Here is a 13,829-nt window from a genome sequence, read left to right as displayed (position 1 = left end):
TCAAATGTGATTTTGCATACTACGATATGCAAGCAATAACTGAGCCGTTCGGCCTCTGTTTCTGTTTAGCTTAACGGCCATGTTTAAAATAGGTTGAATATTTACTCTTTACAGGGTTTTTCTTTGGCCTGTTTAAACAGGCGTGTCATGACTTTTTGTCGGTATGGCACCGAACGGTATTTTTCCGGTTGTGGCTGAATCAGATAAAGGTAATCCCCTTTGTTTAACTCTATCTGCGGGTAATTCGGTTGTTGAGGATTGTCAACCGCGATCGGACTGATCACGGTAATGTTTAAGTCGGGACGCAAGCGTTTCAGCGCAGCCACCGTTCCCAAACCGTAATCACTGTGAAAGGCGCCATTAAGATGAATGACTTGGTGATCCGGGTGATCTGCCAAGGCCCTGGCGATGCTTTCCGCCATGGTGTTGTCACGGCTCAACTGCGCCAAAAAACTGTTATGCATCCGGTTGCCGGAAAGGTGACGCGCGCCGCTTAACCAGGCCTGGTAAGTTTCTTGGTAGCCGGGAATGTCCGCAAAAGGTCGGTCTGCAATGGAGCGGCGCTCCGTGGCATCCAACTTGGCTAAATAAGCTTCGCCCTGGCGGCCAATGCAGCGCACAATGCTCACCGGGGCATTGGCGGCGACGACAGGAAGCCAGTGCTGTTTGGCAAATTCCACCAAGGGGCGGTAGGAAGCGGCATAATTTTCCCAGGCCGGTGCCTCATTAATGAGGTGAGCTTCGCCGATTTCGTTATCGAGATAACGGTTGAGAATGGTCTGCTGATCGCGCTCAAACTGTTCCATGGAAAGAATCTGTTTGGGGTTTTGTTGGAATAGCCGCGCTTGCAGCTGAGCTTGCAGAAAATGAGAGGCGTGGTTGCCGTGAAACTCACCGATAAAGATGACATCGCTGTCTTTTAGAGCTTTTACCAGATCGGGCAGTGAGATGGGCGTTTTACGATGAGTATCGATAAGAATGCTGTCATACAGCGTCGTCAGCGTAGGCGCTTGAGCTTGGGAGGTTGGTGCCGGGTCTGAAGTCTCCCCGGTTTTGAGTGGGCTGGCGCAGCCGCTTAACCCCAAAAGGACACTCAATGCGAGCGCAGAAACGAGCGAGTGGCGGCGGCATCGGTTAGGCATATTGAGCGTTGAGCGACATCGGTTCATGGTTTCTACCAGGCCTGTTTATTCCAAATGAGGTAATTGCGTCAGTTCCTGAATTAATTCGTTAAACGCTTTCGGTTGGCTAAGCAGGTAACCTTGGAAATACTGGCACCCTAAATCGGCGAGGGTAGAGAGTTGTTCCTGTGTTTCTACGCCTTCGGCGACCACCCTTACCTCAAGTGCACGGACGATTCCCAAAATGGAAACGGTAATTTTGTGGGCTTTATGGGAACGGATGTGCACATGATCGATAAAGCTTTTGTCTATTTTGAGCTCATCAAACTCCAGTTCTGTCAGGTAAGAAAGCGAGGAGTAGCCGGTTCCAAAATCGTCAATCGAGAGTTTCATCCCCATCTCGCGAATCGCGGAAACCTGCTGTTTAACGAGCGCGATGTCCTCGATAAAGGCCGTCTCGGTAATTTCCAGCTTTAGGTGTTCGGCCACCCACGGACAAGGGGCGATCAGGGTTTTCAGATCGCTAATAAAGTTCTCTGAAACGAGCTGTTTAGGACTGATATTGACGGAAACTTCGGAGTAGTAAGCCAATAAGCCTTGTTCTTGCAGCTCGACAATTTGTTCAATGGCTTTTTTCAAGACCCAATGACCGATCTTAGGCATCAGCCCCGCCGATTCGGCAAAAGGGATAAACACATTGGGCGGAACATAGCTGCCGTTATGCTTCCAGCGAATGAGGACTTCACCCCCCGTGATCTGATGGCTGTTGTTAAACTGCGGCTGGTGGTACAGCTCAAATTCTTCCATGTCTTGGATGGCGCGGCTCAGCGCTTGTTCCAATTTGTAACTTTCCTGAGCGATTTTTTGCGATTCTTCGGAGTAGAAGTGGTATTTAAGTCCCTGGTCGATTGCCTCAAAACTGCTTAAAAGTCCGTGCTCCAGTAGTGTTTCGGCACGACCATGAAGATCCTCTTCTTCTGCTGAGGGGTAAAGTACAATGCCTATTCTCGGATCTAAATCGGTGATTTCGTGTTCCTGCGAATGGTTCAGGGTTTGGGTGGTTTGAATGATTTTTTCCGCTTGTTCCTGAGCGAACTTAACCAGGTTTTGACTTTTAGGGTGTTCGATGACGATAGTAAAGTCCGAGCCAGAAGTGCGTCCGGCAATAAACGTTTGCTGATTTAATAATTCCGTCAAGCGCTGAGTAAATTGAGTCAGCATTTGATCGGTGGTACTGATGCCCAGTTGGGTATTGAGTTTGGACAGTTTATGCAGACGGATGTGCAGCACAACGAGTCCAAAAGACGACTTGTGCGGTTTATCGATCAGTGTGCGCAATAATTTAATGAAATAGGTGCGGTTTGGCAGGCCGGAAATAAAGTCGTAATTGGCCAGGTACTGTACCTGACGTTCGGCGTTCTTGATTTTGGAAATATCGGAAAAGCTGGCCACATAGTGAGTGACTTCGTGATGATCGTCATATACGGCACTGATTTTGAGGTATTCCGGATAAATTTCGCCATTTTTGCGTTTATTCCAGATTTCGCCGGACCAGAACCCCCGTTCGGACAAGCCTTCCCACATCGCTTCATAAAACTGAGCGTCATGTTGTCCAGAGCTGAACAGGCGCGGGGTTTTGCCGATGACCTCTTCTTCACGGTATCCGGTGACCTCGGAAAAAGTCCGGTTGGTACGGATAATGACCCCGTTTTTATCGGTAATAATCAAGCCTTCGCCGCTCTCCATCGCCTTGGCGGAAATCGCTAGATATTCATTGGTTTCCACCTGTTCGGTAATGTCGGTTCCGGTGGCGACCACATATTGAACCTTGCCATCGGCGTCGGTGATGACGCTGTTGTTCCATTTTATGGAGCGCGTTTGACCGTTTTGGGTGACCCAGTGATTAATGCGCGTATTAGGAAAGTCACCGGCTTTAAGTTGATTAAAGGTATCAAAAACTTGAGGGCGTTCATCTTCCGGCACCAACATGCTCCAATGGGCATGTCCAATCAGATCTTCCGCATGGTAGCCGGTTAACTTTTCTGCCGCCGGGTTGAATTGGCGAATAATGCCCTCTGCATCAAGCAGGATAATGATGTTTTCCACGGTTGCCATAATTTTCTTGGCAAGCTGGTTCAGGGTCTCATTGGGCAGTGTATTCATAACAGGTAATATCGAGTCCGTTTTTGTGTTTAGTATTTTAAATAAAGTCTTCTGTCGGTGAGTGTTGCAAATGAGTGCGTGCGACGCCCGAGCGAATGGCCGCTTCGCTGACCGCCTGAGGAATCACATTGATGAGTCTCGGATCGGTGGGTTTGGGCAAAATATAATCGGTGCCAAACTCCAAAGTCTTCAGGCCGTAAGCGTGTAATACTTCTTTGGGTACATGCGTCTGGGCCAGCTTTTGCAAGGCATAGACCGCGGCCTTTTGCATTTCCATATTGATTTCACTGGCACGCACATCCAAAGCGCCGCGGAACAGATACGGGAAGCCCAGCACATTGTTGACCTGATTTGGAAAATCGCTGCGTCCGGTCGCAATAATCAGATCCTGACGGGTATGAAACGCCAATCTTGGATCAATCTCCGGATCGGGGTTGGCCATCGCAAAGACAACTGGGCGGCTTGCCATGCTCAACAGCATTTCCGGGGTTAGAACATCCTTTTCCGAGACCCCAAAAAAGACGTCGGCGTCCTTTATGGCCTCCGCCAAAGTCTCGCATTCGGTCTCCCGCGCAAACGGTTGTTTATAGATATTCAAGTCGCGACGCCGTGTGCTCACCACGCCTTCGCGATCCACCAAAAGAATGTTTTCCGGTTTAGCCCCCAGTTCAATCAGCAAATTCATGCTTGCCAGACCGGCGGCGCCAGCCCCCACGCAGACAATTCTGGAGGTTGACAGTGTTTTGTTTTGCAGTTTGAGGGCGTTGAGCAGTGCAGCCGCGGCAACAATGGCGGTGCCATGTTGATCGTCGTGAAAAACGGGAATGTCGAGCTTTTCCTGCAGGGCTTTTTCCACTGCAAAACACATCGGAGCGGCGATGTCTTCAAGGTTAATGCCGCCAAAAGTCGGGGCAATGTTCACGATCGTTTGAATCAGATCCTGCGCGTTATCCGCGTCGACTTCGATATCGAACACATCAATATTGGCAAAACGCTTAAACAGCATCGCCTTGCCTTCCATTACCGGTTTGCTGGCCAAAGCCCCCGTGTCGCCGAGTCCCAGAACGGCGCTGCCATTGGAGATCACCGCCACCAGATTGCCTTTATTGGTATAACGGTAGGCGTTTTCCGGATTGGTTTGAATTTCGCGTACCGGTTCGGCCACCCCCGGGCTGTAGGCTAGGCTCAAATCGCGCTGGGTATCGCACGGTTTGGTGAGGTGTATTTCCAATTTTCCCGGATGGGGGCGTTCATGGTAATGCAGGGCGTCCTGGCGTAAATCGCTCATAATTTGCTCGCTTGGTTACTTAGGCCGGTTTTCTGATTGTAAAACAAAATGGTTAGCATGACACGCTATTGTACGTATTCTGTGGCCGCCAAAATCAGGGGGCGCTTTGTGAAAGCTTTACGTCTTTCATGCCTCCCGACAGCCAGCCATGCATTGTGGTGCCGGTGAGCTGAATGCAGGGCCACTGCAGCAGCAACAGATTGATCAGCAGCAAATCGCCGGGAAACCAGACCCAGAACAGCAGGGTCGAAAAACTGGCGCTATAAAGCAGCGCATGCACTAGTTGATTCGGCAGTGGATAGGGGTGTTTCCATTGGGTGTTTTGTACGACCATGCCCGGCAAACGGTAGTCAAAGAAGCTGATGGCGACGAGGTTTTGCAGCAGAAACAGGCCGATAAAAATCCACTTCAATTCTAAGGCGGAGAAATCGACCCAGAAAAACGGCACTAGAAATACCAGTGCCACAGCCACATTGATGGCCGAGGTGAACAGTTTTTCTAAGGGCCGTGTGTCTCGCAGGCTGATCGCCATCGGTGAGAGCTATCTTATGTCCGCTTATTCAAAAAAGCGGGTAAAGGTTTCCACCGGTTCACGGTCGGTGCGGTATTGATTCACCGGATGGTTTGAATCCTCGTACCCCAAGGCCATGCCGCCGAGCAGAATTTTGTCGTCGCCATAACCCAACTGTTGCCGCGCAATGTCCGGGTATTCGCCAAGTGCGCCTTGCGGGCAGGTGGCCAGGCCTTGTTCCACCGCCAGCAGCATAATGTTTTGCAGAAACATCCCGTAATCCAGATAGGAACCGGTTTGCAGGCAGTCGTCCAGCCAGAACAGCAGCATTACCGGCGCATCAAACGCGCGGTAATTCGCCGCCCATTGCGCCAGTTGGCGTTCTTTGTCCTGACGGTCGATCTGCAACGCGCCGTAAAGCTGTTTGCCGGTTGCGACGCGGCGCAATTTGTAGGGCGCTTTCCATTCGTCGGGGTAGTAGCTGTAATCCATCTTGCCGCGCTCTCCGGCGTGGAACTTATCCAACATCGCCTGTTGCAGACGCTGTTTGCTTTCGCCTGTGACCACCGACACCTGCCACGGCTGCATATTCACGCCGGACGGCGCCCAGCGCGCGCATTCCAGAATGTTGTGAATGGTTTCTTTTTCAACAGGCCTGTTCAAAAAGGCCCGCACCGAATGACGTTTGTGGATGGCTTTTTGTACTGAAATGGACATTTTTAATTTCCCTATCTTGGTAAGGACCCATTATTGATGTCAATGCAGACACCGTTAATGTATTCCGGCGAGTCGGTGGCGAGCCAGAACATGGTATCGGCGACTTCCTGTGCGGTGGCGAAACGGCCGCTGATGGTGTTTCTCAGAAACGCCTTCTGACGGTGTTCGGGAATGCTTTGCAACAGGTCGGTTTCGGTCGGGCTGGGGGCGACGGCGTTGACGATGATCTTGCCCTGGAACGCTTTTGAGAACGCTTTGGTGGCGTTGATCAGTCCGGCTTTGGCGATGCCGTACCAGATGTCCGGATGGCCGATCTGGCCGGCGATGGAGGCGTTGTTGACGACGCGCGGCGTATAGTCGGACGGTGCCGTCAATTTGGCTTCGAGCATGGTGGTCAGTTTGACCGGTGCGATCAGGTTGAGGTTCAAGGAATAATCCATGCGGTCGTCGGGATAGTTCTTGTAGGTGATCGGTTGCAGCAGTCCGGCGTTATTGATCAGGACGTCCACTTGGTCGATCTGTGCCACCAGTTGCGGCAGCTTTTCCACTTCGCTCAGATCAAAGGCAATGCATTGCACTTGTGGGTGGTTCTGGTAATCAAAGCGTTCCTGGTTGCTGAAATCGCGCGCCACAATGATCACGCGATCGCCGTTGTCCACAAATTTCTGGGTTAACGCCAAGCCAATGCCTTTATTGCCGCCGGTGATCACCACATGTCTCATTGTCTGTTTTCCTTGTTGCTGAAGTGAGATGCCTGAATTAGACATAGATAGTAACAAAAAAGCCCGCAAAGGCAATTGCTCGATGGGCGCAGAGTTTAACGTTTGCGGTTGGTCATCAACAGCGCTTTTCGCCAAGGGTCAGCTCATTTTGACCAGAATGTCTTCCAGCGAATTGGCGCAAATCTGCAGGCGTTTGCCGATTTCTTTAAGCTGCAGCAACAGTTCGCGGTGAATGAACATCTCCTGCAGGTTGTTGCTTTTGGAGAGCATGGCCATTTTTTCGACATAAATATCCACCAGCGCATCGTAGCTGTCCCTAACATTTTGCGCTTGAGCGGCCACTTCCAGATGTTGTTTTTCGATCAGTTTTTCGAACCCGTTGGCGAGATAATCCGCGCTTTGACAGATTTGGTGAAAAATCTCGCTGTAGCCATTATGCAGTTGTTCCACCTCATAGGCTTTGGCTTCGATAATGAAGTGGCGAATACTCACCGCCAGCCAATCCAACTGGCTGATGACGCGAAAAATCGATTCACGGTCGACCGGGGTGATGAAACTGTTGAGCAACTCGTTCATATTGCTCTCTTTGATGCTTTTGGCCTGATGCTGGTCTTCGACGACCGCCTGGCAGCTGGTTTCATTGCCCTCGACAAAGCAGGCCTGCAGATCATGGGTGATGCGTTTGATCGCCTGGGCGTGTGCGTTGAGTCCCCCAAGAAAGTCGACCTCTGCGGGTAACACATACTTTTGTAACAGAGACTTAAACATGATGACCTCCAATCAGGTAGAAAATAAGCGTGGCGTAGAACGCGCCCAACACCATGGAAATGGGGACATTGAGAAACCAGCCGAGCACGATCCCTTTGGCTTTTAGCCAGTTAACGTGTCGCGGTTTTTCCGCCGCACCGTTACCAATTAACGACGCGGTGACCACCTGGGTGGTGGACGTGGGGGCGCCGATTACGGTTGCCAGCGTGTTCACCACGGAGGCACTGATCTGGTTGGCGACCGAGTGCACCACGCGCACCCGGTAGATTTCAAATCCCAGCGTTTTGATGATACGCCAGCCTCCGAAAAAGGTGCCCAGGGTGATCGCGCCGGTGCACAGCAATACGGCCCATAGCGGAACTTCGAAACTTTGGGTTTGCCCGGAGGCGAGCAGCATCATGCCGATAATCGCCATCCCTTTCTGCGCATCGTTGGCGCCGTGCGAAAAGCCAAGCCAGGCGACACTGAAATACTGCGAGACGACGAACAGGTTGCGGATGCGGTAGGTGAAGTTTTTAAACAGAGCCAGAATCAGTTTCATCAGCAGAAAACCGATCAGCAGCCCCAGAAAGGGAGAGGCAAACAGCCCCGCTACAACTTTCATCACCCCTTCGAGATGGCCGTTAAGCAGGGCTTCCAGCCCCCAGTTGATCTGTTGGCTGCCGAGCAGGGTTAATCCGGCGCCGACCAAACCGCCGGCCAGTGAATTGGAGGAGGAGGAAGGGTAGCCCAGCTTCCAGGTGATTAAATTATAGGAAATGGCCGCCAGCAGGGCGCCAATGACCAGGCTTTGCGCAAGGTGAATGTGGCTGCCTTCAATATCGACAAAGGTTCCAACCGTATCGGCCACCGCCAGCCCCATTAACAGCGGTCCCAAAAAGGTAAAGAATCCGGCGATGATGATCGCCACCGACGCCTTCATGGCGCCGGAGGCGATCGCGGTGGCCACCATGTCGGCGGCATCGTGAAAGCCGTTGGTAAAGTCGTACAGTGCGACGGCGACCACCACTAAAATCAAAAGAAAAAGGCTCAGTTCCATAAGATGCAATTAGGTTGGATTTACTCGGGTTTTAGATCATTGACGAGGAATTGGCGCAGTTAAGGTGCGAATGACACCCATAGTAACAAAAAAATACTCTGAAAAACCGCACAGGCCTGTTCAAAACTCACTGAGTTGAATCGGCCTTCTTCAGAGCGCTTCTCGCACCAGTTTCTTGATCACCGTTTTGGATTGGGCGCCAGCTTGCAGGGTGGCGGTTTCCATGGTAAAACGGCAGCGCTCTCCCGCAGGGGTGATCACCGTCAGGTCGTCAATGTCGGCGGCGGTTTGCATGCGGTGACGGGCATAGTTCGGCCCATATTGACGGGGTGGCAAACGGTCTTCAATAAGCGCTTTGATCTTGGAAACTCCATGAATATCTCCGAACGGCGAGGCGGTTGACCATACAGCGTCCGGATGAAACAGGCTAGCGGCTTCTGTGGCATCCCGTCGGTCAACACTGTCAAGAAAGCGCATTAAGAGTAACCGTTTGGAGTGGCGAGCGGCATAGGTGGTATGCAGGAGTTTGTGCGCCTTTTCGGAATTCGGTGTGTCGAGTTCGGTCGCATACAGTTGTTGTACGTCGCGGTTTTCATAGGAGCGTCTTCGTGGTGCCTGTTTGTCGATTGCATAGATGGCCTGCATGCGTTTTTCCAATACCTGCGGATCCATCGACTTGGGTTCTCCGCCGCCGCCTAAGCAGCCGCCCACGCAAGCCATGACTTCAATCGCTACATACTCGTCGCGCCAGCTCTCTGTGGCCAGCAGGTTTTGTGCGGCGGCGATGCCATTGCAGATCGCGATTTTGCCGATGCCGGGAATATCAGCGGTTTTAATGCCTGTACTGACGCCGCGCAGCTGATGCCATTCCAGTGGCAGATCGTCCTCTTTGCCAATGAAATGGGTGGCGGTACGCACCACGGCTTCCATGACGCCGCCGGAGGCACCGAAGATTTGTGCCGCGCCGGTGCTTTCCCCTAGTGGGTTGTCGAATTCGCCGTCTTCCGGCAAGGCGTTGAAAGCGATTCCGCGAGCCTTAATCATTCGCGCGAGCTCGCGGGTGGTCAATACGTGGTCAATGTCTCCAGCCCCGCCTGGCCGATGCGCTTCGTCTTTTTTTGCGGTACACGGCATGACACTGACCACATAAGGTTCTTCCTTGCCCTCTACAAATTCCTGGCCGAGCGAACGCGCAAAAGCCCCGCGTTTGGTTAAGGCTCCATGCATTTGTTGTGGTGATTTGGTGGTGCTCAGGTGCGGTAAGAGGTCGGGGCGGTTGATCTCCACCCAGTTGACCCACCCCGGGCAGCAGGAGGTAAACAGCGGCAGATTTTTTTGCGCGTTAAGGCGCGACAGAAATTCAGTGCCTTCTTCCATAATCGTCAAATCGGCCGCAAAGTTGGTATCAAACACATAGTCGAACCCGAGTTGTCGCAGAGCGTTGACCATTCTGCCCGTGCTGATGGTGCCGGGTTTCATGCCAAACTCTTCACTGATGGCCACGCGCGTGGCCGGGGCCACCTGTACTGCTGAGACGCGGCGGTGGGCATCCAGGGTATGCAGCACGTCGTGCCAGTGTGGCGCTTCAATCAATGCGCCGGACGGGCATGCCAGTGTGCACTGGCCGCATGAGATGCAGTTGGTCTCCGCCAGGGATTGATCGAAAACCGTCACCGGCAGTCGTCCTGAGCCATGTTCGGCAAAGCCAATAATGTGTTGCTGCTGTCCGGCGTCACCGCAGGCTTCAACGCACAGGCCGCATTCGATGCATTTGGATAGGTCGCGCCAGATGCTTGGGGAGGTGTGATCCGTCAATTTGTGTTCGGGGTGTGCTTCCGATCCTCTCGGCAGTTTTTCCCAACGGTCTTCCAATTGGTATTCACAGACGAGGTTCTGAAACTGGCAGGAGCCGTTGACTTCGCAACGTATGCAGTCGTTGGGGTGGCGTGCCAGCAGCCACTCCATATCGGCTTTGCGAAACGTCACGAGCTCATTGGTATCGGTTTCGACGCTGTCACCGTCTTTGGCGACGGTTTTGCAAGCGGGTTGTGGCCTGACGGCACTGCTGACATTCACCAGACACATGCGGCAGACGGCGTGAGAGGGCAGACGAGGATAGTAGCAGAGGGTGGGAATATGCACACCGGCCTTTCTGGCGGCATCCAGCAAGGTGGTGCCTTCCTCTACCTGAACAGAACGTCCATTCACTGTCAGTTTGATCATGACCGCGTGCCCTATCCCTTTAAATGATAAGGTTAATCTAACACTCGCGCGGGGTAGAAGCAATTGGGTTTGTGTCAGCGGGTGTCAGTAAAAGATGAGTTCGATTGTTTACAGCGTGATTCAAAGCAGGTGGAATTCGCGCAGAAATTCTTTTCTGGTCTGCGCGAATTTACGATGTTCCGGGTGATTTAAGGGGCGTTTTTTCTCGGTAAAGGCCGGAGCGATGACGCCCCAGTTTGAGTTTCGGGCAAAAAAGATGACGACATCCACATGGCTGTTTTCCCAGGCATTATGCACGCTGTGATCGTCGCCACTGGCTTCAACCGTTTTAACTTGGATGCGATAGTAGCTTGGGCCGTCGGAAATCAAAATATCCGTTTGATGTCCATGATCGAGAATGGGGAGAAAAACCTGCCAGCCGTCCTGCATCAGCCAGCTCACCACCATGCTTTCGTAGGAGGTGTTTTTCATTGCCCGGTGCGTGCCGGGCAGGGTTTGCGTTTGACGACGTGGCATAGGCTTCATCCTCTTGCTGGATAACCAACATAGTCGCGTTGGAAATAGAATGAAAACAAGGTAAGTCCTTGATAATAAACTATCTTATCTTAGCGCGCTAGGTCATTAAACTAAATTTGCGCAAAACGGACCAGGCCTGCTCAGAATTGAGTGACCGTTTTCAATATCAGACTTCGCAACGCCCCGGCTATAGGCTGTGGCCGCGTTATCAGTGTTTATGTTTCAGGTATTCGATGACCTCTTCCTTAGAGCCGCTAAAGGTCACCTTGTGTTGGCGTTTTTGCATCTGATAGTCGTACATCGGGTCATAATATTCCAGCAACAAGGTTTTGATCCAGCTTCGATGAAACTCGGTCGAGCCGGTTTGGCGCTGCTGCTGCAAGGCGTCATTGAATTGTGTCGCCACGCGTTGATAGCGTTCGCCACCCAAGCGCTTTTGAATGCGTGCCAAGGCGGATTGCATAAAGGCTTGCCAGTCGTCGATAGAGGCATATTCCTGTTGCGCCTGTCGCACATATTCGTCGAGTGTAATGGCGATCCGTTCGTCGAGAGGGGTCTCAAGCACGATTCGTTCGCCACTTTTGAGAAATTCAAACAGTCCTTTAGACAGATTGACCGTACCGATGTTGCGCCCTTCATCTTCGATGATCAGGTGTTGTGCTTGCGTTTCCAAAAAGCGAATGAAGGCCATGGCGAGAGTGTTTTCAAAATTAATCTGCGTCGGCTGGGGGGTGGCATGCCGGCCAAATGCGGAGCCACGGTGATGCGCCAAACCTTCCAAGTCGATCGTATTGTGCACTTGTTGGAGAACCTGGGTTTTGCCTGACCCCGTTCGGCCTGCGAGTACGATGGGCTGAATGCCTTTTTGTGTAAAGACGTCAGGAACGGAATCCAAGCGATCGATCAGGTAACGTCTGAAGGCCTTATAGCCGCCTTTTAAGCGCACAATGGAGCGGTTATGGTCACGTAACCACTGCTGCGCGATTTTGGAGCGCATGCCGCCGCGAAAACAGTAGAGCAAGGCACCGGGATGGGCGTCGATAAAATCGATCCAAGCCTGAATTCTGGGTTCACGCACCTGTTCGTTGACCAGTTTATGGCCCAGTTTTACTGCCGCTTCGTGGCCGTGCTGTTTGTAACAGAGGCCGACCTTTTGGCGTTCTTCGTCATTCATCAGCGGCAGATTCGTTGCCGTAGAAAAGGCACCTTGGTTGAATTCCACCGGCGCACGCACGTCAATCAGTGGCGTGTGATTGAGAACGATGGGTTTAAAATCGTCGGTTTGCGGCAATTCGCTTGCAAATCGGGTTATGGTGACCGCCATCAGACCACCTCGATGATGTGCGGGTGGCTACCGGCAGGCAGCGTTCTGCCGATCGGTTCCAGCTCCAGACCGTGTTGTGCGGCAAGGGTCTTAAAAGCAGTTACCGCCTCCGGTCTGACCGCGGCCAGCAAGCCGCCGGACGTTTGTGGATCGCACAGAATCATTTTGTGTGTTTCGGAGAGTGGTTGCCCACCATGCGCAGCCACCTTGTGACCGTAACTGCTAAAGTTGCGGTCGGTGCCGCCGGGAGTGCAGCCCTGTTCAAGGTAGTTCAAAACATGCGGCAGCACCGGGATCTTGTCAAATTCGAGCTGTGCGCACAGGTCGCTCCCTTCGCAGATTTCGATCAGGTGCCCCAAAACGCCGAAGCCGGTGACATCGGTCAATGCGGTGACGCCGTCCAGTTTGGCAAATTCACTGCCGGCTTTATTCAAGGTCGTCATCGCCTCAATGGCCATTTGCAGGTGTTCGGGTTGAATCTTTTTCTGCTTTTGTGCGGTGGTGAGTATGCCAATGCCGACCGGTTTGGTGAGGAACAGCTCGCATCCAGCCTCGGCACCGGCGTTTGTTTTGAGATGTTTATTTTCGACCAGGCCTGTTACCGCTAAACCAAATATCGGTTCTGGCGCATCGATTGAGTGACCGCCTGCCAGTGGAATTCCGGCCGCTTCGCAGGTAGCGCGGCCGCCTTCGATCACCAATTGACCGATTTCGGGTGGCAGTTTGTCGATCGGCCAGCCAAAAATCGCAATCGCCATGAGCGGTTGACCGCCCATGGCGTAGATATCGCTGATCGCATTGGTGGCGGCGATTTTTCCAAAGGTAAAAGGGTCATCCACAATGGGCATAAAGAAGTCGGTGGTGCTGAGTACCGAGGTGCCGTTGCCCAGGTCATACGCTGCGGCATCGTCTTTGGTGTTGTTTCCCACCAGCAGTGCCGGGTTGGGGACAATGTCCATTGAGGTTTTCAGGATACTGTCGAGAATTTTCGGGGAGATTTTACACCCGCAACCCGCGCCGTGACTGTATTCCGTAAGCTTGATCAGAGGTTCCGTGCGTTGTGGCTTCATTCACTCGATTTCCTTATGTTTTTGCTGTGCACAGTATAGCTTGAGTCGCCTTTTAATGGTGTTCTTAACTGTGTTTTGCCTATTTTTTAACCTGTTTTTTCCATTTAAGCCCGAATGACCCCCGGTTCATTTCTTAACGAAGAATGACAATAGTTTGTACGCAGAGAAAACCTTAGCGGCAAAAAGGGTTTTATAACATTATGAAAAATAAGGATAAAGTGTTGTGTATTTCGTCTCAATACTTTTTGTGGTGCAAATGACAGCAACTAATTTGTGCTTGTTTTACGAAATTAAATCACTAATCTGGAGTTAAGGAATTATTAGTCCTTCCTGATATGAACGAATCTGTTATGGAGGCGTAAATTCC

Annotated in this window: 12 protein-coding genes; all 12 read right to left on the bottom strand. The window is 52.0% G+C overall.

Annotated elements, in window-relative coordinates; translation table 11 throughout:
* Positions 1–101 precede the first annotated feature (101 nt).
* Positions 102–1,169, bottom strand: coding sequence for a ChaN family lipoprotein (locus tag QCB44_RS07800; protein ID WP_279409265.1), 1,068 nt, complete (start codon positions 1,167–1,169; stop codon positions 102–104).
* 18 nt (positions 1,170–1,187) lie between these two features.
* Positions 1,188–3,284: a bifunctional diguanylate cyclase/phosphodiesterase gene (locus QCB44_RS07795; protein WP_279409264.1), complete on the bottom strand. Its 2,097-nt coding sequence runs from the start codon at positions 3,282–3,284 to the stop codon at positions 1,188–1,190.
* Between the two features lie 37 nt (positions 3,285–3,321).
* On the bottom strand, positions 3,322–4,572 hold the full coding sequence (locus QCB44_RS07790; protein ID WP_279409263.1) for a malic enzyme-like NAD(P)-binding protein: 1,251 nt from the start codon (positions 4,570–4,572) through the stop codon (positions 3,322–3,324).
* A 94-nt stretch (positions 4,573–4,666) separates the two neighbouring features.
* Entirely contained in the window at positions 4,667–5,104 is a 438-nt protein-coding gene (locus tag QCB44_RS07785; RefSeq protein WP_279409262.1) for a hypothetical protein, read from the bottom strand.
* A 24-nt stretch (positions 5,105–5,128) separates the two neighbouring features.
* Complete coding sequence (locus QCB44_RS07780; RefSeq protein WP_347710094.1) at positions 5,129–5,800, bottom strand: nitroreductase; 672 nt, start codon at positions 5,798–5,800, stop codon at positions 5,129–5,131.
* Positions 5,801–5,811: 11 nt separating this feature from the next.
* On the bottom strand, positions 5,812–6,522 hold the full coding sequence (locus tag QCB44_RS07775; RefSeq protein WP_279409261.1) for an SDR family NAD(P)-dependent oxidoreductase: 711 nt from the start codon (positions 6,520–6,522) through the stop codon (positions 5,812–5,814).
* A gap of 138 nt (positions 6,523–6,660) precedes the next feature.
* Entirely contained in the window at positions 6,661–7,290 is a 630-nt protein-coding gene (locus QCB44_RS07770; protein ID WP_279409260.1) for a DUF47 family protein, read from the bottom strand.
* The gene (locus QCB44_RS07765) at positions 7,283–8,329 is read right to left on the bottom strand and encodes an inorganic phosphate transporter (RefSeq protein ID WP_279409259.1); all 1,047 of its coding nucleotides are present in this window, start codon (positions 8,327–8,329) and stop codon (positions 7,283–7,285) included. Before QCB44_RS07765 ends, QCB44_RS07770 begins: the two co-directional genes overlap by 8 nt.
* A 150-nt stretch (positions 8,330–8,479) precedes the next feature.
* Positions 8,480–10,552, bottom strand: coding sequence for a [FeFe] hydrogenase, group A (locus tag QCB44_RS07760; RefSeq protein ID WP_279409258.1), 2,073 nt, complete (start codon positions 10,550–10,552; stop codon positions 8,480–8,482).
* 120 nt (positions 10,553–10,672) lie between these two features.
* Entirely contained in the window at positions 10,673–11,068 is a 396-nt protein-coding gene (locus QCB44_RS07755; protein ID WP_279409256.1) for a hypothetical protein, read from the bottom strand.
* Between the two features lie 208 nt (positions 11,069–11,276).
* The gene (mnmH, locus tag QCB44_RS07750) at positions 11,277–12,392 is read right to left on the bottom strand and encodes a tRNA 2-selenouridine(34) synthase MnmH (RefSeq protein WP_279409255.1); all 1,116 of its coding nucleotides are present in this window, start codon (positions 12,390–12,392) and stop codon (positions 11,277–11,279) included.
* On the bottom strand, positions 12,392–13,462 hold the full coding sequence (gene selD / locus QCB44_RS07745) for a selenide, water dikinase SelD (protein ID WP_279409254.1): 1,071 nt from the start codon (positions 13,460–13,462) through the stop codon (positions 12,392–12,394). The genes mnmH and selD overlap by 1 nt, the downstream gene beginning before the upstream one ends.
* Positions 13,463–13,829: the final 367 nt, after the last annotated feature.

The sequence above is a fragment of the Thiomicrorhabdus sp. zzn3 genome (assembly GCF_029767755.1).
GTDB lineage: Bacteria > Pseudomonadota > Gammaproteobacteria > Thiomicrospirales > Thiomicrospiraceae > Thiomicrorhabdus.
This window is presented reverse-complemented; position numbering and strand designations above follow the sequence as displayed.

Bases quoted from the DNA above. Each gene is read 5' to 3' on its own strand.
- QCB44_RS07765 (WP_279409259.1), bottom strand. From the start codon at position 8,329: ATGGAACTGAGCCTTTTTCTTTTGATTTTAGTGGTGGTCGCCGTCGCA.
- QCB44_RS07760 (WP_279409258.1), bottom strand. From the start codon at position 10,552: ATGATCAAACTGACAGTGAATGGACGTTCTGTTCAGGTAGAGGAAGGC.
- QCB44_RS07795 (WP_279409264.1), bottom strand. From the start codon at position 3,284: ATGAATACACTGCCCAATGAGACCCTGAACCAGCTTGCCAAGAAAATT.
- QCB44_RS07785 (WP_279409262.1), bottom strand. From the start codon at position 5,104: ATGGCGATCAGCCTGCGAGACACACGGCCCTTAGAAAAACTGTTCACC.
- mnmH (WP_279409255.1), bottom strand. From the start codon at position 12,392: ATGGCGGTCACCATAACCCGATTTGCAAGCGAATTGCCGCAAACCGAC.
- QCB44_RS07800 (WP_279409265.1), bottom strand. From the start codon at position 1,169: ATGAACCGATGTCGCTCAACGCTCAATATGCCTAACCGATGCCGCCGC.
- QCB44_RS07755 (WP_279409256.1), bottom strand. From the start codon at position 11,068: ATGCCACGTCGTCAAACGCAAACCCTGCCCGGCACGCACCGGGCAATG.
- QCB44_RS07790 (WP_279409263.1), bottom strand. From the start codon at position 4,572: ATGAGCGATTTACGCCAGGACGCCCTGCATTACCATGAACGCCCCCAT.
- QCB44_RS07770 (WP_279409260.1), bottom strand. From the start codon at position 7,290: ATGTTTAAGTCTCTGTTACAAAAGTATGTGTTACCCGCAGAGGTCGAC.
- selD (WP_279409254.1), bottom strand. From the start codon at position 13,462: ATGAAGCCACAACGCACGGAACCTCTGATCAAGCTTACGGAATACAGT.
- QCB44_RS07775 (WP_279409261.1), bottom strand. From the start codon at position 6,522: ATGAGACATGTGGTGATCACCGGCGGCAATAAAGGCATTGGCTTGGCG.
- QCB44_RS07780 (WP_347710094.1), bottom strand. From the start codon at position 5,800: ATGTCCATTTCAGTACAAAAAGCCATCCACAAACGTCATTCGGTGCGG.